Genomic DNA, 22,891 nt, shown 5'->3' on the forward strand with positions numbered 1-22,891 from the left:
TAAGCCCCTTTTTCAAATATGGAAAAATTTTTTAGATTGGATATATTTCTTTATCCGATTTCCTGATTCTGTGATAAAATATTCATTCTTTGGGTAAAAACCCAGCTTAAAAATAGGAAGAAACGGTATTTGACTTAAAAACCAATATTTATTATAATTTTAGCTTGTCTTTATATTTTAGAGGAGGTATTAGTGTGCCAACGATAAACCAGCTTGTAAGAAAGGGAAGAGAGAAGGTTAAGAAGAAATCTAAAGCACCTGCTTTAGAGGGAAACCCTCAGAAGAGAGGTGTCTGTGTAAGGGTTTATACAACAACACCTAAGAAGCCAAACTCTGCTCTTAGAAAGGTTGCCAGGGTTAGACTCTCTAACGGATACGAGGTTACATGCTACATTCCAGGTATAGGACACAACCTTCAGGAGCACTCAATTGTTCTTGTTAGAGGTGGAAGGGTTAAGGATCTACCTGGTGTTAGATACAAGATCATAAGAGGTGCCCTTGATGCTGCAGGTGTTAAGGATAGAAAACAGTCACGTTCAAAATATGGAACAAAAAGACCTAAGGAAAAATAAAGGATAAGAGGTAAGAAGTATGCCAAGGAAAGGACCTGTACAACCAAGAGAGATAAGCCCAGATCCAGTTTATAAGGATGTTCTGGTTCATAAGCTTATAAATAAAGTGATGAAAGATGGGAAAAAATCAAAAGCTGAGAAGATAGTTTATACAGCAATGAAAAATTTAGCTGAAAAAACGGGAGATGATCCTTTAACAGCTCTTCATAAAGCTATAGAGAATATAAAACCTGTTCTTGAGGTTAGACCAAGAAGGGTTGGTGGATCAACTTACCAGGTTCCTATGGAAGTTCCACCAAGAAGACAGATATCACTTGCACTCAGATGGCTTGTTGAGGCTGCAAGAAACAGAAGTGGTAAAGGAAACTACACAATGATTGAAAAGCTTACAAATGAGCTTTTTGATGCTTACAACAACAGAGGAGCAGCTGTTAAGAAGAAAGAGGATACACACAGAATGGCTGAGGCAAATAAAGCGTTTGCCCACTACAGATGGTAATTAAATAAAAAGTTTTTTAATAAAAATCCGGTAATAAAATCAAAAGAATTTTGGAGGAAAAAAGAGAATGGCAAGGCCAGTGCCAATTGAAAAGTTAAGAAACATAGGTATTGTTGCCCATATTGATGCGGGTAAGACTACAACAACAGAAAGAATCCTGTTCTATACAGGTAAAACATATAAGATAGGTGAGGTGCACGAAGGTGCAGCCACTATGGACTGGATGGAACAGGAGAAAGAGAGAGGTATCACTATAACATCCGCTACAACAGCGGCATACTGGAAGGGATACCAGCTTAACATCATTGACACACCAGGGCACGTTGACTTTGGTGTTGAAGTTGTAAGATCTATGAAAGCTCTTGACGGTATCGTTTTTGTTTTCTCTTCTGTTGAGGCTGTTCAGCCACAGTCTGAGGCAAACTGGAGATGGGCTGACAAGTTTGGTGTTCCAAGAATAGCATTTGTAAACAAGATGGACAGAACAGGAGCAGACTTTTTCAAGGTTTATGATGACATTATTGAAAAATTAGGTGCAAAGCCTGTTCCTATACAGGTTCCTATAGGTTCTGAGGAGAACTTTGAAGGTATTGTTGATCTCTTTGAGATGAAGGCATACATCTGGAGAGGAGATGAGCTCGGAGCTAAATACGATGTGACTGATGATATACCATCTGATGTTCTCCCGGTTGCTGAAGAGTGGCGTGAGAAGATGATAGAGGCTATCGTTGAGACAGATGAAGAGCTTATGGAAAAGTATCTTGAAGGTGAGGAACTTTCAGTTGAGGATCTTAAAAAGGCTTTAAGAAAGGCTACTATAAGTAGAGAGCTCGTTCCAATGCTCTGTGGATCAGCATTTAAAAACAAAGGTGTTCAGCCTTTACTTGATGCTGTTATAGATTTCCTTCCATCACCTGTTGATGTTCCACCTGTAAAAGGTGTTAACCCTGACACAGGTGAGGAAGAGGAGAGACACGCATCTGATAATGAGCCATTCTGTGCCCTTGCATTTAAGGTTATGGCAGATCCTTATGCAGGACAGCTCACATACTTCAGAGTTTACTCAGGTGTTATAAAGGCAGGGGACACAATTTTAATAGCGAATAAAAATAAGAAGGTCAGAGTTGGTAGAATACTGAGAATGCACGCTAACCAGAGGGAAGAGATCACAGAGGTTCACGCAGGTGATATTGCAGCTGCTGTAGGACTTGATACTGTAACAGGTGATACACTTTCTGATCCAAACCATCCTATAGTTCTTGAGTCTATGGAATTCCCAGAACCTGTTATAGCTATGGCTATTGAGCCAAAGACAAAATCAGACCAGGAAAAACTATCACAGGTTTTAAATAAATTTATGAAAGAAGACCCAACATTTAAGGTTACAGTTGATCCTGAAACGAACCAGACTCTCATACACGGAATGGGTGAGCTTCACCTTGAGATCATGGTTGACAGAATGAAAAGGGAGTACGGAATTGAGGTTAATGTAGGTAAGCCACAGGTTGCTTATAAAGAGACTATCAAGAAGAAGGCTGTTGGTGAAGGTAAGTTTATCAGACAGTCTGGTGGTAGAGGTCAGTACGGTCATGCGATTATTGAGATAGAACCTTTAGCAGAAAAGGATTACGAGTTTGTTGATAAGATCGTAGGTGGTGTTATTCCTAAGGAGTTTATACCTGCTGTTGATGCTGGTATACAGGAAGCAATGCAGAGCGGTGTTGTTGCAGGATATCCTATGATAGGTGTTAAAGCTACACTTTTTGATGGATCTTTCCACGAGGTTGACTCTTCTGAGATAGCATTTAAGATCGCTGGATCTATGGCATTCAGAGAGGCTGCCAAAAAGGCAAACCCTGTTCTCCTTGAGCCAATAATGCTTGTTGAGGTTGACACACCTGAGGAGTACATGGGAGATGTTATGGGTGACCTTTCTAAAAGAAGAGGAAAGATACTTGGCTCTGAGAAGAAAGGAACAACAATGACAATAAAGGCTGAAGTTCCACTTGCTGAGATGTTTGGATATGCTACAGATCTGAGATCTTTAACACAGGGAAGAGCTACATTCTCAATGGTATTTGAAAAGTACGAAGAGGTTCCAAAAAATATCGCCGATGAGATAGCTGGCGCTAAAGCCAAAGCTGAAAGCTAAATTTTAAGAAATCTAAGGAGGTAGATTAAAGAATGGCAAGAGAGAAGTTTGAGAGGAAGAAAGAGCACGTAAACGTGGGAACGATAGGACACGTAGACCACGGAAAGACGACATTAACAGCTGCTATAACATACGTACTATCAAAGAAAGGGTTGGCAGAGTTCATAGGGTACGGAGAGATTGATAAGGCACCGGAAGAGAGAGACAGAGGAATTACGATCAACATCACACACGTAGAGTACGAGACAGAGAAGAGACACTACGCACACGTTGACTGTCCAGGTCACGCAGACTACATCAAGAACATGATAACAGGTGCTGCACAGATGGACGGAGCGATACTTGTGGTATCAGCAGCGGACGGACCAATGCCACAGACAAGGGAGCACGTGTTATTAGCAAGACAGGTTAACGTTCCATACATAGTAGTATTTTTAAACAAATGTGACATGGTAGATGACGAGGAGCTATTAGAGCTTGTAGAGCTAGAGGTAAGAGAGCTACTGAACAAGTACGAGTTTCCAGGTGATGATGTACCAGTGATCAGAGGTTCAGCGTTAGGGGCACTGAACGACGAAGAGAAATGGGTTAAATCAATAGAAGAGCTATTAGATGCTATGGACAACTACATACCGACACCAGAGAGAGCGACAGACAAACCATTCTTAATGGCGATAGAGGACGTATTTACGATATCAGGAAGGGGGACAGTTGTTACAGGAAGAGTAGAGAGAGGAACATTAAAAGTAGGGGATGAGGTAGAGATAGTAGGGTTATCAGACGAGATCAGGAAGACAGTAGTGACAGGTATAGAGATGTTCAGGAAGACACTTGATGAGGCAGTAGCAGGGGACAACGTAGGAGTGTTATTAAGAGGAATAGGAAAGGATGAGGTAGAGAGAGGGCAGGTATTAGCTGCACCGGGATCAATCACACCACACAAGAAGTTCAAAGCACAGGTATACATACTTTCAAAAGAGGAAGGAGGAAGACACACACCATTCTTCCTTGGATACAGACCACAGTTTTACATCAGGACAGCAGATATAACAGGAACGGTAGTAGAGTTACCAGAAGGGCAGGAGATGGTAATGCCAGGGGACAACGTAGAGTTAACAGTAGAGTTAATGGAGCCAGTAGCTATAGAGGAGCAGATGAGATTTGCCATCAGGGAAGGTGGTAGAACTGTTGGTGCTGGTGTTGTTACTCAAATAATTGAATAATTGAGGTGGTAAGGAATGGTTCAGGAAAAGATAAGAATTAAACTGAAAGCTTTTGATCATAAAGTTTTAGACCAGTCTGTTAAGCAGATAATAGATACTGTTAAGAGAAGTGGTGGGGTCATAAAGGGCCCCATCCCACTTCCTACACAGAGAAAGGTGTGGTGTGTTCTCAGATCGCCACACAAGTTTGAGCAGTCAAGGGAACATTTTGAGATGAGAATACACAAGAGACTGATAGATATTGAGAATGCAACACCACAGACTATAGAAGCACTGATGGATATCAGCCTGCCAGCAGGTGTTGATGTAGAAATAAAACTAAGTTAATGAGAAGGAGTGAGAACCATGCCAAAGGGCATTATCGGTAAAAAGATAGGAATGACAAGGGTTTTCAAAGATGGAAAAGCAATACCTGTAACGGTTATACAGGTTGAGCCTAACTATGTTGTTAACATAAGAACTGAAGACAAGGATGGATACTCTGCTGTTGTTTTAGGAACAGGAGAGAAGAAAGAGAAGAGAACACCAAAACCTATGCTTGCCATATTTAAAAAGGCTGGACTTAAGCCTTTAAGACATCTTGCTGAGTTCCCACTTAAAGAGGGTGAACAGCCTGAGCCGGGACAGGAAGTTAAGGTTGAGGATGTTTTTGAGAAGGGAGATCTTGTTGATGTTACAGGAACCTCTAAGGGAAGAGGTTTTGCATCAGCGATGAAAAGATGGGATTTCTCAGGATTTAAAAAGTCTCACGGTTCAAGATACCACAGAGCTGTAGGTTCTATAGGTGCATGTTCAGATCCAGGTAGAGTATGGAAAACAAAGAGAATGGCAGGACATTACGGAAATGAAACAATAACAGTTCAGGGACTTGAGGTTGTTGATATAATCCCTGAGAAAAATATCATACTTGTTAAGGGCTCAGTTCCAGGAGCTCCAAAATCAGTAGTTAAATTAAAAGAGTCTGTGATCATTCACAGAAGAAAAGGAAAAAGAAAATTAGAAAGAGCTAAAGCTGTTTATGCTTCTTAAATCAAAATTCAAAGAGGTAAGAGTAAATGGAAGCCAATGTAGTTAATATAAAGAAGGAGAATGTAGGAACTGTTCAGCTGAGTGATGCTGTATTCAATACTGAGGTTAAAGAACACACAGTATGGGAAGTTATAAAGTGGCAGCTTGCCTCAAGAAGGGCAGGAACTGCAAGCACAAAAACAAGAGCCGAAGTTAGAGGTTCAAGAAGGAAGATACTTCCTCAGAAAGGAACTGGTAACGCAAGACATGGAGACAGGAAGGCTAACATATTTGTAGGTGGTGGTGTTGTTCACGGACCACACCCAAGGGATTACTACTACGCTCTTCCTAAAAAGGTAAGAAAGAAGGCTCTTAAAGGAGTCCTCTCAATGAAGCTCAGAGATGGTGAGCTTACAGTGATTGAGGACTTTACATTTGATGAGCCTAAAACAAAGAAAGCTATAGAGGTTCTTAAGAATTTTGATCTTGATAAGGCGAAGGTTCTTCTCGTTTTAGCTGAAAAGGATATGAATGTTATAAAATCTTTCAGAAATCTTCCAAAGGCAAAAGTACTTCTTGTTGAAGGTCTGAACACATACGATATTCTTAACGCTGATCATGTTCTCGTAACAAAATCGGCAGTTGAAAAAATCAATGAGAGGTTAGGATGATGAGCACAAGAACCCCATACGATATACTGATACGTCCTGTGCTTACTGAGAAGGCTGTTGCTCAGAATGAGAAGGAGAACAAGCTTGTTTTTGAGGTTCCACTTGATGCTAACAAGATAGAGATCAGAAAGGCTGTTGAAGAGGTTTTCGGCGTAAAGGTTAAAGAGGTAAGAACTGTTATAGTCAAGCCAAAACCAAAAAGGGTAGGTTTTGGTAAGCCAGGATTTACAAAAAAATGGAAGAAAGCTATCGTGAAGATAGAATCAGAAAAACCAATAAATATAGCAGAATTAATATAGAGGTGAAATAAAAATGGGTGTTAGAAAGTTAAAGCCTGTTACAAATGGAACAAGACATGCGATACTTTACGATTTTTCTGAGATAACAAAGAAAGAGCCTGAGAAATCACTTACAGAGCCTTTAAAGAAAAAGGCTGGAAGAAACAATCAGGGAAGAATAACTGTAAGACATAAAGGTGGCGGACACAAAAGACTCTACAGAATTATAGATTTCAAAAGGGACAAATGGGGTGTTCCTGCGAAGGTAGCGGCAATAGAATACGATCCTAACAGATCAGCAAGAATAGCATTACTCCATTATGCTGATGGTGAGAAAAGGTACATAATATGGCCTGAGGGTCTTAAGGTTGGCGACACTGTTGTTGCTGGACCTGATGCAGAGATAAAGGTAGGAAACGCACTTCCACTTGAAAACATACCTGTTGGTACATTTATACACAATATTGAGCTCACACCTGGAAAAGGTGGACAGCTTGTTAGAGCAGCTGGTATGTCTGCACAGATACTTGGTAGACAGGGAGATTACGTTCAGGTAAGACTTCCATCAGGTGAGATAAGGCTGATCCATAAAAAATGTATGGCAACAGTTGGAACTGTTGGTCTTGCAGAGCACGAGCTTATAAAACTCGGAAAGGCAGGTAGAGCAAGATGGCTCGGAATAAGACCAACGGTTAGAGGTACAGCTATGAACCCTGTTGATCACCCACACGGTGGTGGTGAAGGAAAAACATTTGGTAAACATCCAGTTTCACCATGGGGTCAGCCTACAAAAGGTTACAAAACAAGACGTGGTGCTAAATACTCTGATAAATTCATAATCAAACGTAGAGGTAAATAGTAATGGGATACAAAGGGAAGTGGAACGAAAGGTTTAAAAATCCTTACGTAAATGAGAAGCTTTTAAAGAAAATAAGAAAGATGAATGAAACAGGTGAAAGAAAGATTATAAAAACATGGGATAGAGCCTGCACAATAACGGAAGAGATGGTAGGACATACCATCGCTGTTTACAACGGTATGAAATTCATACCTGTTTATATCCAGCCTGAGATGGTTGGACATAAACTCGGTGAGTTTTCCCTCACAAGAACATTTAGAGGGCACCCTGACAAATCAGCAAAAGCAGTTAAGAAAAAATAAGAGGTGAAAAAGATGGCAGAAGCTACAAAGAAAGAGGCGAGAGCTGTTTTAAGATATGCAAGAACTTCCCCAACAAAAGCGAGACAGGTTATTAACCTGATCAGAGGAAAGGATGTTGGAGTTGCCCTTGCTTTACTACAGGGGCTTAATAAGAGAGCTGCAAGGATGGTTGAGAAGCTTCTCAAAAGTGCTATCTCAAATGCTGAGCAGAAGGATATGGATATTGATAACCTTTACATTAAAGAGATCAGAGCTGAAGACGGACCTATACTCAAAAGGTATATCCCCAGAGCTTACGGTAGGGCAACAATGATCAAAAGACGTTTTTCACACATTTATATAACCTTAGCTGAAAGGGAATAAGGAGGAATAAAAGTGGGTCAGAAAGTACATCCTATAGGATTTAGATTAGGTGTAACAAAAGACTGGAAATCAAAATGGTTTGCAGATAAGAAAAAATACGGTCAGCTTTTACATGAAGATGTAAAAATAAGAAAGTTTGTTGAAGAAAGGTACAAGCAGGCAGGGATAGCTGATGTAATAATAGAGAGACTTGGAGAGAAGGTAAGAATAAAGATATTGGCCTCAAAACCAGGTATTGTTATCGGAAGAAAAGGGGCTGAGGTTGAAGAGCTGAACAAGGTTCTCCAGGCTGTTACAAATGCAAAAGATGTTACAGTAAATGTTGATGAGGTTAAAAAGCCAGAACTTAATGCTAAGCTTGTTGCTGAAGATATAGCCCTTCAGCTTGAGAGAAGGGTTTCTCACAGAAGAGCGATGAAGAGAGCTATAGACAACGCTATGAAAGCCGGTGCAAAAGGTATAAAGGTTCAGGTCGGTGGAAGGATAGGTGGTGTTGATCTTGCCAGAAAGGAATGGTTTATGGCTGGAAGAATGCCACTTCAAACAATAAGAGCCGATATAGATTACGGAACAGCAAGAGCATCAACAAAATACGGGATATTAGGTGTTAAGGTCTGGATATACAAAGGTGACAAGCTTGCTGAGCAGAAAGAGGAAGTTCTCAAGAAGATAGAAGAGGAACTTCATACAGTCTAAAAAATTAAAGGAGGATAAATAGATGTCTCTCTTACAGCCAAAGAAGTTAAAATGGAGAAAACAGCAAAGGGGAAGAATGAAAGGTAAAGCTTCCCGTAGAAATTATGTTGCGTTTGGTGAGTACGGTCTTCAGGCACTTGAGCCGTGCTGGATGACATCAAGACAGATAGAGTCTGCCCGTATCGCTATAGTAAGGGAAGCTAAAAAAGGTGCGAAGGTATGGATAAGGGTTTTCCCTCATAAACCTGTTACAAGAAAACCTGCTGAAACAAGAATGGGTAAAGGGAAAGGTGATCTTGACCATTTTGTAGCTGTTGTAAAACCAGGACATATACTTTTTGAGCTTTCAGGTGTTCCTGAAGAGGTTGCAGCTGAAGCATTCAGAAAAGCAGGACACAAACTTCCAATAAAAACAAGACTTGTAAAAGCAAGGGAAGAGGTGTAAGCCGATGAAAGCAGAAGAACTTAGAAAGTTAACAGATGATGAGCTAAAGGATAAGCTTACAGAGCTAAAGAAAAAACTTATGAATCTAAGATTCCAGAATGCCGTTGGCGGACTTGAGAAGCCAAGTGAGATAAAGGCAACAAAAAGGGATATAGCAAGAATATTAACTATCCTTAGAGAAAGAGAACTGTCAAAGGCTGGAGGTGAGTAATGTCTCAGGAAGTAAAATCAAGAAGAAAAGAGTTTGTTGGAAAGGTTGTAAGCGATAAGATGGATAAAACCGTTGTTGTTGCTGTTGAGAGATACGTTCCACATCCACTTTACGGGAAAAGGGTTAAGAAAACTACAAAATTCTATGCCCATGATGAAGAGAACAGATGTAAGATAGGTGATATTGTAAGAATCAGAGAGTCAAGACCTTTATCTAAATTAAAAAGATGGGTTGTTATTGAAATACTGCCACAGAAGTAATATATTGATTTTCCTTTCTAAAAATTATAAAATATTGTTTTGTCCTCGCTTTCGGGGACAACCTATCCAATCAAAAAGAGGTGTAGGAAATGATACGTAGAGGAACATATTTAAATACAGCTGATAACTCAGGAGCGAAAAAGGTTCAGTGTATAGGTATACCAAAAAAGGTAAACTTTGGAAAACAGACTGACTTTGCAACACTTGGTGATGTTATCACTGTAACTGTTAAAGATGCTCTCCCAAATGGAGCTGCCAAAAAAGGAAAGGTTTACAAAGCTGTTGTTGTAAGAACAGCTAAGGAAGTAAGCAGAGAGGATGGAAGCTACATAAAGTTTGATGACAATGCTGTGGTTCTCTTAAATAACAACCTTGAGCCTATAGGAACCCGTATCTTAGGACCGGTTGCCCGTGAGATAAGGGCTAAAGGATTCTACAGAATAGTGTCTTTAGCACCGGAGGTAATATAAAAGATGGTTAAAACAAAGCTGAAAAAAGGTGACACTGTAATAGTTATCGCAGGTAAGGAAAAGGGAAAGATAGGAAAGATAAAGCAGATATTAAGGGATGAAAACCCTAATAAGATAAGGGTTATTGTTGAAGGTGTTAATGTTGGTAAGAAACATGTGAAGCATATTGAAGGTATAAGGGAAGGTGGAATCTTTGAGATAGAAAGACCTATCCATATATCTAATGTTGCTTACTACGATGAATCAAAAGGTGAAAAGGTAAAAATAGGAATAAGAATAAGAGAAGAAGGAAACAAAGTGATAAAAGAGAGATACAACAAAAAAACAGGTGAGACTATAGATATCATTTATGAGAAAGAAAAAAAGTAAGAGGTAAAAGGTAATGGCTGTTGCAGAAAGATATATACCAAGACTTAGAAAGAAGTACGAAGAAGAGGTTGCACCGAAACTGATGGAGAGATTTGGATATAAATCACCTATGCAGATACCAAGGATAAAAAAGATTGTTGTTAATATGGGTGTAGGTGAGGCTGTTCAGGATATAAAACAGCTTGACAGGGCTGTTGAAGATCTCACAGCTATAACAGGACAGAGACCTGAGATAAGAAGGGCTAAAAAGTCTGAAGCTGGTTTTAAGCTCAGAAAAGGACTCCCTGTTGGTGCAAGGGTGACACTCAGAAAGGAAAGGATGTGGGACTTTCTTGATAAACTCATATCAGTTGCTCTTCCAAGGGTTAGGGATTTTAGAGGACTTAACCCTAAATCATTTGACGGAAGAGGAAACTATGCTTTTGGACTTTCAGAACAGATAATATTCCCTGAGATAGATTACGACAAGGTTGATAGAATCAGAGGTATGGATATTATCATAGAAACAACAGCAGAGACAGACGAAGAGGCAAGATGGTTACTTTCATTACTTGGATTACCTATAAGAGCTCAGTAAGGAGGATTAATAAATATGGCACGTAAAGCACTTTGGGCAAAATCATTTTTAAAAGAGCCTAAATTCAAAACAAGAAAACATGCAAGATGCCCTCTATGTGGAAGACCAAGGGGGTATTTAAGACAGTTTGATATGTGTAGAATATGCTTCAGGGAGAGAGCTTTAAGAGGTGAGATCCCTGGAGTTAAAAAAGCGAGCTGGTAAGGAGGCAAAAGATGATAACTGATCCAATAGCAGATATGCTTGCAAGGATAAAAAATGCACAGGCAGCAAGAAAAAGTGAGGTTTACATTCCACACTCAAAGATAAAGGAAAAGATAGCCCAGATACTTAAAAAAGAAGGATATATAGAGGATTACACAATATCTGAGGAAAATAAAAAAGGAAATCAGGGAACATTAATAATAAAAATCAAATATCTTGATAACAGAAATACAAAACCTGCAATATCAGGATTGAGAAGGGTATCAAAACCAGGTTTAAGAAAGTATGTTGGTGCTGATGAGATCCCTTACGTTAGAAAAGGACTTGGTATAGCTATCCTCTCTACAAATAAAGGTATCCTTACAGATGCAGAAGCAAGAAAAGAGAAAGTAGGTGGAGAAGTTCTCTGCTATGTATGGTAATAAACATACTCACCATTAAGGAGGCAAATTAGATGTCAAGGATCGGTAAAAAACCTATTGATATACCAAAAGGGGTTGAAGTTAAGGTAGGAGAAGGAAACTTTGTTACAGTTAAAGGACCAAAAGGAGAGCTATCCTACAAATTCAATCCTGAACTGAAGATAAATGTTGAAGAAAATCAGGTAAAAGTAGAAAGACCTAATGACAGCTCTTTTATGAGAGCTATTCATGGGACAACAAGAGCTTTAATAGCAAATATGATAAAAGGTGTGACAGAAGGTTTCACAGTTGAGCTTGAGATTGTGGGTATAGGTTACAGAGCAAACATGAAAGGGAAAGCTATAGAGCTTCAGCTCGGTTACTCTCACCCGATACATTTTGAGCCACCTGAAGGTGTTCAGATCGCTGTTGAGGGGAACATCATAAAGGTTTCAGGTATAGACAAGCAGAAGGTTGGACAGGTTGCAGCAAAGATAAGAGATTTCAGAAAACCTGACCCTTACAAAGGAAAGGGTATAAGATACAAGGGTGAAGTTATAAAACTGAAAGCTGGAAAATCTGTTGGTAAATAAAAATAGATGAGGTAGATGGAGAATGGCTGTAAAAACAAGAAGGGAAAAAAGATTAATAAGACATAAAAGAATAAGAAAAAAGGTTTTTGGAACAGCTGAAAGACCAAGAATGGCATTTTTCAAAAGCTTAAATAACCTGTACGTACAGATAATTGATGATGAAGCAGGACATACACTCGTAAGTGCCTCAACGATTGATAAAGATTTTGTTGAGAAGTATGGTGTGAGAGGCGGAAAGAATATAGAGATGGCCAAAAAGTTAGGTGAGTTTATAGCTGAGAAGGCACTTGCTAAAGGTATTCAGAACGTTGTTTTTGATAGAGGTGGTTTTATATACCACGGTAAGGTTAAAGCTTTTGCAGATGCAGCAAGAGAAAAAGGACTGAAATTTTAAAGGAGTGTCAGATGGGAGTAAAAAATATAGAAAGGCTTATTGAAGAGAGACAGAAGATAGAACCTATAAACCCTGCAGAACTTACACTTGAGGAAAAGGTTGTTGAGATCAGAAGGACTACACGTGTAGTTGAAGGTGGAAGAAGATTTTCATTCTCCACACTTGCTGTTGTTGGAGACAGGAACGGACATGTTGGATTTGGACACGGAAAAGCAAATGAGGTTCCACCTTCTATAGCTAAAGCTATAGCTGATGCAAAAAAACATCTTATAAGGGTTCCTCTTATAGAGGGAACAATACCACATGATGTTATAGGTAAGTATGAGTCAGCTGTTGTTCTTTTAAAACCGGCAAGGAAAGGTACTGGGGTTGTTGCTGGAGGACCTGTAAGACCTGTTCTTGAACTTCTTGGTGTTACAGACATTCTCACAAAGATAATAGGAAGAACAACAAACCCAAATAACACTGTAAGAGCTGTATTTGATGCACTCCTTCAGATAAGATCTCCTGAACAGGTTGCTGCTATAAGAGGTGTTGATGAGGAGAAGATAAGAAAGAACTACAGAATTTATGCTTCAGCTCCAATAGTAAAATAGTGGAGGAAAAGATGAGAATAAAGGTTAAACTTGTAAGAGGACTCGCTGGAAAGAGAAAGGATCAGATAAAGGCTGTCAGATCACTTGGGCTTAAGAAGGTTAATGATGAGAGAATCTTAGAGAAAAATCCTATGGTTCTTGGAAATATAAATAAAGTTAAACACCTGATACAAGTGGAGGAAGTAGAGTAATGGGAATAAAACTGCACCAGTTAAAACCTTCTGAAGGGGCAACCCACAAGAAGAAAAGAGTTGGAAGGGGTATAGGATCAGGTCACGGAAAGACATCAGGAAGAGGACATAAAGGACAGAAGTCAAGAAGAGGTTATGGTGAGCTTCCAGCATTCTTTGAAGGTGGACAGACACCATTTATTATGAGAGTTCCTAAAAGAGGATTTAAGAATCCAAATAAAAAAGAGTATGAGATAGTAAATCTTAAAACACTTGACAGGGTTTTTGAGGCTAACGCTGAGATAACACCTGAAGTTCTCAAGGAAAAGAGACTTGTACACTGCACATCTGCTGTGAAGATACTCGGAGAAGGAGAGCTTACAAAACCTTTAAATATAAAAGCTCACAAATTCTCAAAATCTGCTGTAGAGAAGATAAAAGCTGCAGGTGGCAACTGTGAGATAATTGAATAATCTACCTAATTAGAGAGGGCCTTTATTGATAGATAAAATAAAAAATGTACTGGAGATAAAAGAGCTTAGGGAGAGGATAATATTTACTCTCCTTATGCTCGCTCTTTATAGACTCGGAACTCATATTCCTGTTCCAGGTGTTGATACTGCAGCCCTTCAGCATTATTTCAATGCTGCTGGCGGAGCTCTGTTCAATATTTATAACCTTTTCTCAGGTGGTGCATTAGGAAGATTATCAGTTTTTGCCCTCGGTATAATGCCTTACATCTCTGCTGCTATTATAATGCAGCTTCTAACAGCTGTTATTCCTACACTTGAAAGATACCAGAAGGAAGAAGGTGATTACGGTAGATGGAAGATAACACAGTACACAAGATATCTTACTATTGGTATAGCAGGATTTCAGTCATTCGCCCTTTCCCTATGGATAAGTAATCTTAAAACTGAGACAGGTCAGGCATTGATATCTGAGAATGCTATTGTCTTTGTTCTTATGACAACCGTTATCGTCACAACAGGAACTGTTTTTCTTATGTGGGTTGGGGAGAAGATAACGGAGTTTGGTATAGGAAACGGTATATCTATGCTGATACTTGCAAGTATCGTTGTCAGTATACCAAATGCGATAATCCAGTCTTACGAGCTTCTTAGAGCTGGAGATCTTACAGTATTTCAGGTTGGGGTTGCCTTAGCGATAATAATTGTTGTTGTTGCAGGTATCATTTACATACAGGAAGCTGAAAGGCGGATCCCTATACAGTATGCAAGAAGGAATGTTGGTATAGGAGCATCAACAGCATCTTACATACCTTTCAAGCTTAACCCTGCAGGTGTTATACCGATCATATTTGCAGTTGCACTTTTAATGTTCCCTGCAACAATAGCACAGATGTTTGTAGAACAGAGCCAGATAGCGAGAATGATAGTTGATTATCTCTCGCCACAGAGCTATGTTTACTTCATATTCTATGTAGGACTGATCATATTCTTCGCATATTTCTATACAGCTATACTTATAAACCCAAATGATATAGCTGATAATCTGAGAAAAAGCGGAGCTTTTATACCAGGTATAAGAGCGGGAAGTCAGACAGCTGAGTATCTTAATCATGTACTTTCAAGAATAGTATTCCCTGGATCTATATTCCTCGCTTCTATAGCTGTCTTACCTATGTTCCTTATAAAATGGCTTAATGTTCCGTTCTACTTCGGTGGAACATCAGCACTTATCGTTGTTGTTGTTGCACTTGATACACTTCACCAGATAGAGGCTCATCTCGCCATGAAAAAATATGAAGGATTCCTGAAAAGGAGTTAAGGATGGCTAAAACATTAATATTTCTTGGACCTCCAGGAGCAGGAAAGGGAACACAGGCTCAGAGGCTTGTTGAGGAAAAAGGTTTTGTTCAACTCTCAACAGGTGATATCTTAAGAGAAGCTGTTAAAAAAGGGACTGAGCTTGGTAAAAAGGCAAAGGAGTATATGGAAGCAGGGAAGCTCGTTCCAGACGATCTTATAATAGCGATAATTGAGGAAAAACTTAAAGAGCTTGAAGGGAAGGATATCATACTGGATGGATTTCCAAGAACTATACCTCAGGCTGAAGCACTTGATAGGATGCTTCCTGCTGTAGGTAGAACACTTGATAAGGTTATACTTTTTGATCTTTCAGATGAGGAAATATTGAGAAGGCTTACAGGAAGAAGAGTAGATCCAAAAACAGGTAAGGTCTACCATATAGAATTTAACCCACCACCTGAAGGTGTAGAGGTTATACAGCGTGAGGATGATAGAGAGGAAGTAATAAGAAAAAGACTTGAAGTTTACCACCAGCAGACAGCTCCTCTTATTGAATATTACAGAAATCAGAATAAATTATTCGTCGTTGACGCTTCAAAATCTCCGGATGAAGTTTACAAAGAAATACTATCTGTGATATAATATTAGTTTGTAATGATAGAGCTCAAAACAAAGGAAGAGATTGAAAAATTAAGATACAGCAACAGAATAGTTGCTGAGATCTTACAGTTTTTAAAGGAAGAAACAAAACCTGGAATGACAGGTGTTGATATAGACGAGATAGCCCGTAGAGAATGTGAGAGAAGAGGTGTTAAACCTGCTTTTTTAGGGCTTTATGGATTTCCAGCTGCTGTCTGTGTTTCTATAAATGAGGAGATAGTTCACGGCGTTCCAAAAAAGAATAGGGTTTTAAAAGAAGGAGATATAGTAAGCCTTGATTTTGGTGTTGTTGTTGATGGCTGGTACGGAGATGCTGCCATATCTTTTGTCTTAGGTGACAAGATAAGCGACAGAAAGAAGAGGCTACTTGAAGGTGTTGAGAAAGCCTTAATGGCTGGAATAGAAAAATGTGTTCCTGGAAATAATGTAAAAGATATTGCGGCTGCTATAGAAGGCACGTTGGAGGCCTACCGTCTAGCCCCTATATGTGATTACGGGGGACATGGAATAGGGCGTAAGCCACACGAGGAACCTCATGTTTCAAACTGTGTGGCTAATGCTGAAGATGTTTTGCTGAGGCCAGGGATGGTTCTGGCTATAGAACCTATGGCAACACTTGGTAGAAGAAAGAACTTCTACCGTAAATTGAAGGATGGCTGGACTGTTGTTTCTAAGGAGAAGGCGCTTGCTGCCCATTTTGAGCATTCTGTAGCTATTACGGAAAATGGTCCAGACATACTTTCAAAATTAGATTGAAGGGTTTGTAATGGGAAAGAAGAAGAAAAAGGAACAGAAGGAAAAGGGAATTGTAGTTGAAGGGACAGTTGAAGAGGCACTCCCTAATGCTATGTTCAAGGTGAAGCTTGATACTGGACATGAGGTTCTTGCCCATGTTTCAGGTAAGATGAGGATGCACTTTATCAGGATACTTCCTGGAGACAGGGTTAAGGTGGAGCTCTCACCTTATGATTTAACAAGAGGTAGAATAATCTTTAGAATGTGAGGTGGAAAGATGAAGGTAAGATCTTCTGTTAAGAAAAGATGTGAGAAATGCAGAATTATTAAAAGAAACGGAAGAATTATGGTTATATGTGAAAACCCAAGACACAAACAAAAACAAGGCTAATTAGGAGGATAAGATGGCTCGTATAGCTGGTGTTGACTTACCTGATAGAAAGAGACTTGAGATAGCTCTAACATACATATACGGTATTGGTAAAACAAGAGCTAAGGAGATTCTTGAGAAGACCGGAATAGATGGAATGAAAAGGGTTGGAGAGCTTACTCCAGATGAGCTTAACACTATAAGAAAGTTCATAGAACAGAACTACAAGGTGGAAGGTGATCTCAGAAGAGAAGTTGCTGTAAATATAAAGAGACTGATGGATATGGGATGTTACAGAGGAATCAGACACAGACTTGGCCTTCCTGTTAGAGGACAGAGAACAAAAACTAACGCAAAAACAAGACGTGGTAGAAAGAGAAGATAACTTTTTAATTAGATGGAGGTATCATGGCAAGAAGAAGAAGAACTACAAAAAAAGTTAAAAGAACGGTTCCATACGGAATTGCTCATATACAGGCTACATTCAACAATACGATCGTGACTATAACTGATAAAGAGGGTAATGTTCTTACCTGGGCTTCAGGTGGAACGGAAGGGTTTAAGGGAACAAGAAAGTCCACACCTTACGCTGCTCAGAAGGCTGCTGAGAAGGCTGCAAAAAGAGCTATGGATGAGTTTGGTATGAAAGATATTGAGGTCTGGGTTAAAGGTCCAGGTGCAGGTAGAGAGACAGCTATAAAAACTATTCAGGCTGTAGGACTTAATATAAAGGTCATTAAGGATGTAACTCCTATACCTCACAACGGTTGTCGTCCACCAAGCAAAAGGAGGGTTTAATATATGGGTAGATATTTAGGTCCGTTAACAAAGGTAAGTAGAAGATTAGGTGTTTTTGTAGGTGGAAGCTTAAAGGCTTTCCAGAAGAGAAACTTTCCTCCTGGACAGCACGGAAGGGTTCAGGGAAGAAAAGTAAAGCTTTCAGATTATGCTATCAGATTACAGGAAAAACAGAAATTAAGATATCTTTACGGCGGAATTAGAGAGAAGCAGTTTAAAAGGTACTTTGATGAGGCTGCAAGATCTGCAGGTAACACAGGTCAGATACTTCTCCAGCTTTTAGAGAGAAGACTTGATAATGTTGTTTACAGACTTGGTTTCGCAAAAACAAGAAGACAGGCAAGACAGCTTGTGAGACACGGTCATTTCCTTGTTAACGGTAGAAAGGTTGATATACCATCTTACAGGGTTGATCCTGGAGATATTATAGAGCTTAGAGAAAAGAGTAGAAATTCACCATTGTTTAAGGAAAACCTTGAAAGCAGGGATCCAAGAAGTATTCCTAACTGGCTTGAACTTGACAAGGAGAACTTCAGAGGTAAGGTGCTGGAGATACCTCAAGAGATAGAGCTTGAGATACCTGTTAACGTTCAGCTTATTATTGAGTTCTACTCAATGTAATAAACGGGAAAAATCCCAGATTTATGGAGGTAAAATAGCCTATGCCTTTTTTAGAGTTTATAACACCAAGCAAGATATACTGGGATGAAAGTTCCAAAACGGAAAGTTTTGGAAGACTTTATGTTGAACCTCTTGAAAGAGGATACGGTATAACACTTGGAAATGCGTTAAGAAGAGTTCTTCTCTCTTCACTTGAAGGTGGAGCTGTAACAGCTGTTAAGATACACGGTGTTGCACATGAATTCACAACTATAGAAGGTGTGATAGAGGATGTATCTGAGATAATACTCAACCTAAAACAGATAAAGTTCAAGATGGATGAAGGAATTGATAGTGATTTTGCCATTCTTGAGTTTAAAGGAACAGGTGAGGTTACAGCAAAGGATATAAAAGTTCCTGCAGGGATAAAGATAGTAAATCCGGATGTTCATATAGCTACCGTTGATAAAGAGATAGAGCTTAGAATGGAGCTCAAGATAGAGAAAGGCCGTGGTTATGTGATGGTTGAGGAGATGGAACCTCCTACGGAGATAGGATGGATACCAATTGATACAGCTTTCTCACCTATAAAGAAATGCACTTTTTATGTTGAACCTACAAGGGTTGGTGAAAAGACTAACTACGACAAACTTATACTTGAGGTTACAACAGACGGAAGTATAACACCTGAAGAAGCATTAACAAAGGCTACAAATATTCTTATAGAACATTTCCAGCTTCTCCTTAACCCAACTGTAAGAAAGGTTGAGGTTATAAAGAAGGCTGAGCCTGAAAGTATAGCTGAGAAGATAGAGGCTGATAAGCTATCTCTTGCTATAGAGGAGCTTGAGATATCATCAAGGGCAACAAATACTCTCAAGAAGCTTGGTATCCAGACAATAGGTGACCTCGTTAAGATGACTGAAGAGGATCTAAAAGAGGCAAAAAGTATAGGAAGAAAAGCACTTAAAGAGATAAAGGAAGCTCTTGCTGAGCTTGGACTTGAACTTGCTCCATCACCAACTAAAAAAGATTAAGAGGTAGAGAGGAATGAGACATAGAGTAAAAACTAAAAGCTTTCATAGACCTAAGGAGCAGAGAGAAGCTCTTTTTGTTAACCTTGCTATTGCTTTAATAGAACACGGAAAGATAGAGACAACAGTTCAGAAGGCTAAAGCTTTAAGACCTTTTGTTGAAAAGCTTGTAACGCTTGCAAAGAAGGAGACAGTAGCAGCAAGAAGACTCCTTAACGCAAGACTTAGAAATAACACAAAGGCAGCAACAAAGCTCTTTAAAGAGATAGCACCTCTTCTTAAGGAGAGAAACGGCGGTTACACAAGGATATACAAGCTTGACAAGAGAAGAAGAGGTGATGATGCCCAGATGGCTATAATTGAGTTTGTTGAACATCCAGACAAAGAGTAGCCATGTTTATAATCGCAAATTTCATAGAGGCGGTGGCCAGAATACTGGACATCGCCCTTACTGTTTATATGTGGATCGTTATAATATCAGCACTTATCACATGGATAAATCCTGATCCGTACAATCCAATTGTAAGATTTTTAAGGGGAGCTACAGAACCTGTTTACAGAAAGATAAGAAAGTTTATACCAACATACTTTGGTGGTATAGATATAGCACCGTTAGTTGTGATAGCTGTTATCATATTTCTCCAGTACTTCCTTGTTAACTCACTTCACGAGCTTGCTGTGAGGCTGAGATACTGAGATCTCTCCTTCAGGTAGCATCTGAGATAATCAAGTATCACCCTGTAGATCTCTTCTCTTCTTTCGGTTTTAAATCTGTATGAGATTATAAGAACACCTGATATTGATTCACCATCTTCAATAAGAACGGTAACAACATAATCAGATCCGAGAAGCTCATTTACAGGACTTTCCTCAAACTCCTGTATAGGATCTGTTACATATTTGAGGATCTCTTTCTCACACTTTATCTCACCTGTGCTTATACATTTTCTCTCATTAAAATCAAAAAATGCTACACCGTCAGCGGATAGTATCTCATTTATCTCGTAAAGCCATCCCTGAAAAACAAGCTTCCCGTCTTTAAGTTTCTGCAGACTTTCAATTATAGAAAAAAGCCTTGCATACTGATCTATCTTTTCCTCATAGGCTATATTTTTGAGATAAAGATTTTCCATCTCATCTTTCTGCTGTCTGAAATATCTCTCTTTCTGGAAGAAATGCTGTCTCAGTTTTACCATTCCAGCCATACCACCTAGTATAAGTGGGATAAATAGAAATTCTGAGAAGTTTGATATATAAAGTGATGTTCCAACAGGAACTGTTGCAAGGACTGTGTAAATGAACATATCCTTCTTTGAGTATAAGAAATCAGAGAATACAGGGAGGATAAAAACCGCAAGGTATGAAAGACCTGTCATATATATCATAAATGTGAGGAATGATACATCTATAATCAGAGAGATATACCTTGATATCTCTTTATCCTCTGGAAAGTTTGTCAGGATATGCAGGAAAAGGTATATTACAGAAAGTATTGTTAAAGCTGTTTTGTACTCTATATTCCCTATGTATAGAGCAGCTATAACGCCTGTTGTAATAAAAAGCCTTACTAATATGTGGTATATTATCAACCTATTTCCTTGTAAAGATTATTCATTATATAAAACAGGTTTGATGCGAACCTATCAATAAGCTCCCTGTTTAAAAACTCCTTTTTAAGTGTATATATATTATTATTCGGCTGAGATGAGAACCAGACAACAGGAACTTTAAAGTCAGGGAAGTAAAAAGCCTCAAGTCTGTCTGTTTTTAACGGGAGATTTAGCTTTCCTAAAAGATGTTTTATCCTCTCAAAATGGAAACTGTCAATGATATTTCTGTCTGTTTTTATAATAAGTTTTTCATTTCCGAGCCCTGAATTTTCTGTATTTATGATGGAAAGAATTAGATCACTGTCTATCTTTTTTATATGTTCCTTTAAAGGTCTGTATCCTGTGTATTTGTGATCAGAAAATAAAACCCTTATCCTGTATCCTGAAGGTTTCTTAACCTCAAGAAGTCTCCTTATTATCTCCTTTGTTACCTGAAAGCTTCCGTAAAAATCAATACTGTCTTTTGTCTGGTATCTGCTGTCGTAAGGAAAGACCAGGAAAAGAAAGTAGGCACCGTAACCTATATCAAAGTAGATATTTTTAACACTTTCCTCTGTCTTTTTTGTATTGAGCTGTATCTTTATCTCACCATCCCTGATTAAGCTGGGAATGTATATAACAGGAAATTCTTCAATAAAGAGAGGTCTTTTAAACTCCCTGTTTATGATAACAGCTTCAGGTTTTAAAGGAAGGAGATATCTTAGCTTTTCAGGTTTTTCAACATTCTTTATGTATATTATCTTTCCTTTAAGATTTTCCTGGAAAATAACTGAAGGTGTCAGATTTTCTATACTGTAAACCCTCCCTTCAATGATACCCTTTCCAATATAACCTGTAGAGACAGGTACGCCTTTTATCTTTTTATTTTCAAAGATTATCTCAGACCTTTTTATGTAGCTGTGACCTGCTTTTACACTCTCCTCTATTATATCCAGGTTCTGGAACCTCTTTTTTATGCTGTTGTATATATACCTGTTTAGTTTCAATCTATAGGAATCACCCAGTGTCTGTATTTTTCTATCTTTCCTCTTACAGCATTAAAGTAAACTTCCTGTATCTCCTTTGTTATCTTTCCTGGAGATCCATCCCCTATCTTTCTGTGATCAACCTCAACGACAGGGGATACCTGAGCACCTGTTCCACAGAAGAATATCTCATCGGCTATGTAAAGCTCTGTTCTTGATATATGTCTCTCTATAACCTGATATCCGAGATCTTTTGCTATGGTGATGATAGCATTTCTTGTTATTCCCTCAAGTATATCATCTGATACAGGAGGTGTTATCAGCTTTCCATCTCTAACGATAAATATGTTTTCAGCTGAACCTTCCGATACATACCCGTTTTTGTTCAGAACTATAGCCTCATCTGCCCCTGCCAGTATAGCTTCTGTTTTTGAGAATGCACTGTTTACGTAAGATCCTGCAACCTTCAATCTTGGTGGTATCATATTATCGTTTATCCTTGTCCATGATGAGACAATAGCTTTTATCCCCTTGTTTATATCTATATAATCTCCAAGTGGATATGTGTATATAGCTATCCTTGATTTGTATCCTACAAGTTTAGGACTTATTTTAAGATCCGAGAAATAAACTATAGGTCTTATGTATATATCATCCTTTATATTGTTTTTTCTTATAAGCTCCTTTGTTATCTCAACAAGCTGGTCTATACTCTCCTCTATCTCCATATTCAGAACTTTCATATTCTGGAAAAGCCTTTCGTAATGCTCTTTAAAGAACAGTCCCCACATCCTGTCAGTATCTTTATCATAGTAAGCTCTTATACCTTCAAATATAGCTGTTCCGTAATGGAAAGAGTTTGTTTTTATGCTTATCTTTGCCTGATCTTCAGGGACTATCTTACCTTCAAAGTAGATATATTCCATTCAGTTAGCCTCCGGTGGTAAGAATTTAATTAAAATATTTTAACATTAACTTTATACAGTTTTTCACATTAGTATATTATTTTAGTTGTTAACAAATATACGGAGTTT

The 22,891-nt window shown here is 38.7% G+C and carries 39 protein-coding genes; 36 read left to right on the forward strand and 3 right to left on the reverse strand.

All coding sequences use genetic code 11. From position 1 onward, the window contains the following. The first annotated feature begins 194 nt into the window (after positions 1-194). The 36 genes from rpsL to PERMA_RS06085 all read left to right on the forward strand — a co-directional run bounded on the left by rpsL (position 195) and on the right by PERMA_RS06085 (position 19,978). A complete protein-coding gene (gene rpsL, locus PERMA_RS05910; protein WP_012675359.1) occupies positions 195-572 on the forward strand; it encodes a 30S ribosomal protein S12 in 378 nt (125 codons plus the stop codon). A 19-nt stretch (positions 573-591) separates the two neighbouring features. Continuing rightward, entirely contained in the window at positions 592-1,071 is a 480-nt protein-coding gene (gene rpsG, locus PERMA_RS05915; RefSeq protein WP_012676446.1) for a 30S ribosomal protein S7, read from the forward strand. Between the two features lie 67 nt (positions 1,072-1,138). Further along, positions 1,139-3,223: an elongation factor G gene (fusA, locus tag PERMA_RS05920; RefSeq protein ID WP_015898979.1), complete on the forward strand. Its 2,085-nt coding sequence runs from the start codon at positions 1,139-1,141 to the stop codon at positions 3,221-3,223. A gap of 32 nt (positions 3,224-3,255) precedes the next feature. Continuing rightward, positions 3,256-4,446 (forward strand): elongation factor Tu, encoded by a 1,191-nt coding sequence (gene tuf, locus PERMA_RS05925; RefSeq protein ID WP_012675691.1) that lies wholly within the window; start codon positions 3,256-3,258, stop codon positions 4,444-4,446. Positions 4,447-4,461: 15 nt separating this feature from the next. Then, complete coding sequence (gene rpsJ, locus PERMA_RS05930) at positions 4,462-4,773, forward strand: 30S ribosomal protein S10 (RefSeq protein WP_012676650.1); 312 nt, start codon at positions 4,462-4,464, stop codon at positions 4,771-4,773. An 18-nt stretch (positions 4,774-4,791) separates the two neighbouring features. Continuing rightward, entirely contained in the window at positions 4,792-5,475 is a 684-nt protein-coding gene (gene rplC, locus PERMA_RS05935) for a 50S ribosomal protein L3 (RefSeq protein ID WP_012675480.1), read from the forward strand. A gap of 26 nt (positions 5,476-5,501) precedes the next feature. Further along, positions 5,502-6,125 (forward strand): 50S ribosomal protein L4, encoded by a 624-nt coding sequence (rplD, locus tag PERMA_RS05940; RefSeq protein WP_012675473.1) that lies wholly within the window; start codon positions 5,502-5,504, stop codon positions 6,123-6,125. Next, positions 6,125-6,424 carry a 50S ribosomal protein L23 gene (gene rplW / locus PERMA_RS05945; protein ID WP_012676306.1) on the forward strand — a complete coding sequence of 100 codons (300 nt, stop codon included), beginning with the start codon at positions 6,125-6,127 and terminating at the stop codon, positions 6,422-6,424. The genes rplD and rplW overlap by 1 nt, the downstream gene beginning before the upstream one ends. 13 nt (positions 6,425-6,437) lie before the next feature. Further along, complete coding sequence (gene rplB / locus PERMA_RS05950) at positions 6,438-7,262, forward strand: 50S ribosomal protein L2 (RefSeq protein ID WP_015898992.1); 825 nt, start codon at positions 6,438-6,440, stop codon at positions 7,260-7,262. 2 nt (positions 7,263-7,264) lie between these two features. Next, positions 7,265-7,564, forward strand: a complete 300-nt coding sequence (gene rpsS / locus PERMA_RS05955; RefSeq protein WP_012676261.1) for a 30S ribosomal protein S19 — start codon at positions 7,265-7,267, stop codon at positions 7,562-7,564. Positions 7,565-7,576: 12 nt separating this feature from the next. Further along, positions 7,577-7,927 (forward strand): 50S ribosomal protein L22, encoded by a 351-nt coding sequence (gene rplV, locus PERMA_RS05960; protein ID WP_012675788.1) that lies wholly within the window; start codon positions 7,577-7,579, stop codon positions 7,925-7,927. Positions 7,928-7,939: 12 nt separating this feature from the next. After that, positions 7,940-8,623, forward strand: a complete 684-nt coding sequence (rpsC, locus tag PERMA_RS05965) for a 30S ribosomal protein S3 (RefSeq protein ID WP_012676873.1) — start codon at positions 7,940-7,942, stop codon at positions 8,621-8,623. A 22-nt stretch (positions 8,624-8,645) separates the two neighbouring features. Then, on the forward strand, positions 8,646-9,068 hold the full coding sequence (gene rplP / locus PERMA_RS05970) for a 50S ribosomal protein L16 (protein WP_012675351.1): 423 nt from the start codon (positions 8,646-8,648) through the stop codon (positions 9,066-9,068). 4 nt (positions 9,069-9,072) lie between these two features. Then, entirely contained in the window at positions 9,073-9,279 is a 207-nt protein-coding gene (gene rpmC, locus PERMA_RS05975) for a 50S ribosomal protein L29 (RefSeq protein ID WP_012676438.1), read from the forward strand. Next, the gene (gene rpsQ / locus PERMA_RS05980) at positions 9,279-9,539 is read left to right on the forward strand and encodes a 30S ribosomal protein S17 (protein ID WP_012675982.1); all 261 of its coding nucleotides are present in this window, start codon (positions 9,279-9,281) and stop codon (positions 9,537-9,539) included. Before rpmC ends, rpsQ begins: the two co-directional genes overlap by 1 nt. An 89-nt stretch (positions 9,540-9,628) precedes the next feature. Further along, positions 9,629-10,009, forward strand: coding sequence for a 50S ribosomal protein L14 (gene rplN, locus PERMA_RS05985; RefSeq protein WP_012676327.1), 381 nt, complete (start codon positions 9,629-9,631; stop codon positions 10,007-10,009). A 3-nt stretch (positions 10,010-10,012) separates the two neighbouring features. Continuing rightward, positions 10,013-10,378 (forward strand): 50S ribosomal protein L24, encoded by a 366-nt coding sequence (gene rplX, locus PERMA_RS05990; RefSeq protein ID WP_012676362.1) that lies wholly within the window; start codon positions 10,013-10,015, stop codon positions 10,376-10,378. Positions 10,379-10,391: 13 nt separating this feature from the next. Beyond that, entirely contained in the window at positions 10,392-10,955 is a 564-nt protein-coding gene (gene rplE / locus PERMA_RS05995; protein WP_012675271.1) for a 50S ribosomal protein L5, read from the forward strand. 15 nt (positions 10,956-10,970) lie between these two features. Next, positions 10,971-11,159 carry a type Z 30S ribosomal protein S14 gene (locus PERMA_RS06000; protein ID WP_012676156.1) on the forward strand — a complete coding sequence of 63 codons (189 nt, stop codon included), beginning with the start codon at positions 10,971-10,973 and terminating at the stop codon, positions 11,157-11,159. An 11-nt stretch (positions 11,160-11,170) separates the two neighbouring features. Further along, the gene (rpsH, locus tag PERMA_RS06005; protein WP_012676783.1) at positions 11,171-11,581 is read left to right on the forward strand and encodes a 30S ribosomal protein S8; all 411 of its coding nucleotides are present in this window, start codon (positions 11,171-11,173) and stop codon (positions 11,579-11,581) included. A gap of 32 nt (positions 11,582-11,613) precedes the next feature. Beyond that, entirely contained in the window at positions 11,614-12,153 is a 540-nt protein-coding gene (gene rplF, locus PERMA_RS06010; RefSeq protein WP_012675662.1) for a 50S ribosomal protein L6, read from the forward strand. A 22-nt stretch (positions 12,154-12,175) separates the two neighbouring features. Then, entirely contained in the window at positions 12,176-12,547 is a 372-nt protein-coding gene (gene rplR / locus PERMA_RS06015) for a 50S ribosomal protein L18 (protein WP_012676563.1), read from the forward strand. A gap of 11 nt (positions 12,548-12,558) precedes the next feature. After that, positions 12,559-13,143 carry a 30S ribosomal protein S5 gene (rpsE, locus tag PERMA_RS06020; RefSeq protein WP_012675211.1) on the forward strand — a complete coding sequence of 195 codons (585 nt, stop codon included), beginning with the start codon at positions 12,559-12,561 and terminating at the stop codon, positions 13,141-13,143. Positions 13,144-13,154: 11 nt separating this feature from the next. Further along, complete coding sequence (gene rpmD / locus PERMA_RS06025; protein ID WP_015898956.1) at positions 13,155-13,334, forward strand: 50S ribosomal protein L30; 180 nt, start codon at positions 13,155-13,157, stop codon at positions 13,332-13,334. Between the two features lie 5 nt (positions 13,335-13,339). Beyond that, positions 13,340-13,786 (forward strand): 50S ribosomal protein L15, encoded by a 447-nt coding sequence (rplO, locus tag PERMA_RS06030; protein WP_041531085.1) that lies wholly within the window; start codon positions 13,340-13,342, stop codon positions 13,784-13,786. A 25-nt stretch (positions 13,787-13,811) separates the two neighbouring features. Further along, on the forward strand, positions 13,812-15,104 hold the full coding sequence (secY, locus tag PERMA_RS06035; RefSeq protein ID WP_012675275.1) for a preprotein translocase subunit SecY: 1,293 nt from the start codon (positions 13,812-13,814) through the stop codon (positions 15,102-15,104). 2 nt (positions 15,105-15,106) lie between these two features. Further along, on the forward strand, positions 15,107-15,727 hold the full coding sequence (locus tag PERMA_RS06040; RefSeq protein WP_012675745.1) for an adenylate kinase: 621 nt from the start codon (positions 15,107-15,109) through the stop codon (positions 15,725-15,727). A 12-nt stretch (positions 15,728-15,739) separates the two neighbouring features. Then, positions 15,740-16,501, forward strand: a complete 762-nt coding sequence (gene map / locus PERMA_RS06045; RefSeq protein WP_012676818.1) for a type I methionyl aminopeptidase — start codon at positions 15,740-15,742, stop codon at positions 16,499-16,501. A gap of 10 nt (positions 16,502-16,511) precedes the next feature. Beyond that, the gene (infA, locus tag PERMA_RS06050; protein ID WP_012676039.1) at positions 16,512-16,748 is read left to right on the forward strand and encodes a translation initiation factor IF-1; all 237 of its coding nucleotides are present in this window, start codon (positions 16,512-16,514) and stop codon (positions 16,746-16,748) included. 9 nt (positions 16,749-16,757) lie between these two features. After that, on the forward strand, positions 16,758-16,871 hold the full coding sequence (gene rpmJ / locus PERMA_RS06055; RefSeq protein WP_015898998.1) for a 50S ribosomal protein L36: 114 nt from the start codon (positions 16,758-16,760) through the stop codon (positions 16,869-16,871). A 13-nt stretch (positions 16,872-16,884) separates the two neighbouring features. Further along, entirely contained in the window at positions 16,885-17,235 is a 351-nt protein-coding gene (rpsM, locus tag PERMA_RS06060; protein ID WP_012675262.1) for a 30S ribosomal protein S13, read from the forward strand. Between the two features lie 23 nt (positions 17,236-17,258). Continuing rightward, positions 17,259-17,648 (forward strand): 30S ribosomal protein S11, encoded by a 390-nt coding sequence (gene rpsK, locus PERMA_RS06065; RefSeq protein WP_012676274.1) that lies wholly within the window; start codon positions 17,259-17,261, stop codon positions 17,646-17,648. A gap of 3 nt (positions 17,649-17,651) precedes the next feature. Further along, on the forward strand, positions 17,652-18,269 hold the full coding sequence (rpsD, locus tag PERMA_RS06070) for a 30S ribosomal protein S4 (protein WP_012675427.1): 618 nt from the start codon (positions 17,652-17,654) through the stop codon (positions 18,267-18,269). A 41-nt stretch (positions 18,270-18,310) separates the two neighbouring features. Further along, positions 18,311-19,285 carry a DNA-directed RNA polymerase subunit alpha gene (locus PERMA_RS06075; protein ID WP_012676627.1) on the forward strand — a complete coding sequence of 325 codons (975 nt, stop codon included), beginning with the start codon at positions 18,311-18,313 and terminating at the stop codon, positions 19,283-19,285. Positions 19,286-19,298: 13 nt separating this feature from the next. Beyond that, a complete protein-coding gene (rplQ, locus tag PERMA_RS06080) occupies positions 19,299-19,673 on the forward strand; it encodes a 50S ribosomal protein L17 (protein WP_015898945.1) in 375 nt (124 codons plus the stop codon). Positions 19,674-19,675: 2 nt separating this feature from the next. Then, on the forward strand, positions 19,676-19,978 hold the full coding sequence (locus PERMA_RS06085) for a YggT family protein (protein ID WP_012675398.1): 303 nt from the start codon (positions 19,676-19,678) through the stop codon (positions 19,976-19,978). On the opposite strand, the gene PERMA_RS06090 is transcribed toward PERMA_RS06085, so the two are convergent. The 3 genes from PERMA_RS06090 to PERMA_RS06100 are packed head-to-tail and all read right to left on the reverse strand — an operon-like array spanning position 19,948 to position 22,783. Further along, positions 19,948-20,871 carry a hypothetical protein gene (locus PERMA_RS06090; protein ID WP_012675972.1) on the reverse strand — a complete coding sequence of 308 codons (924 nt, stop codon included), beginning with the start codon at positions 20,869-20,871 and terminating at the stop codon, positions 19,948-19,950. The genes PERMA_RS06085 and PERMA_RS06090 overlap by 31 nt on opposite strands. After that, entirely contained in the window at positions 20,868-21,878 is a 1,011-nt protein-coding gene (locus PERMA_RS06095; protein ID WP_012676248.1) for a hypothetical protein, read from the reverse strand. Before PERMA_RS06095 ends, PERMA_RS06090 begins: the two co-directional genes overlap by 4 nt. Further along, complete coding sequence (locus PERMA_RS06100; protein WP_015898939.1) at positions 21,875-22,783, reverse strand: branched-chain amino acid transaminase; 909 nt, start codon at positions 22,781-22,783, stop codon at positions 21,875-21,877. Before PERMA_RS06100 ends, PERMA_RS06095 begins: the two co-directional genes overlap by 4 nt. Positions 22,784-22,891: the final 108 nt, after the last annotated feature.

It is taken from the genome of Persephonella marina EX-H1, assembly GCF_000021565.1.
In the GTDB taxonomy this organism is placed as follows: Bacteria; Aquificota; Aquificia; order Aquificales; family Hydrogenothermaceae; genus Persephonella; species Persephonella marina.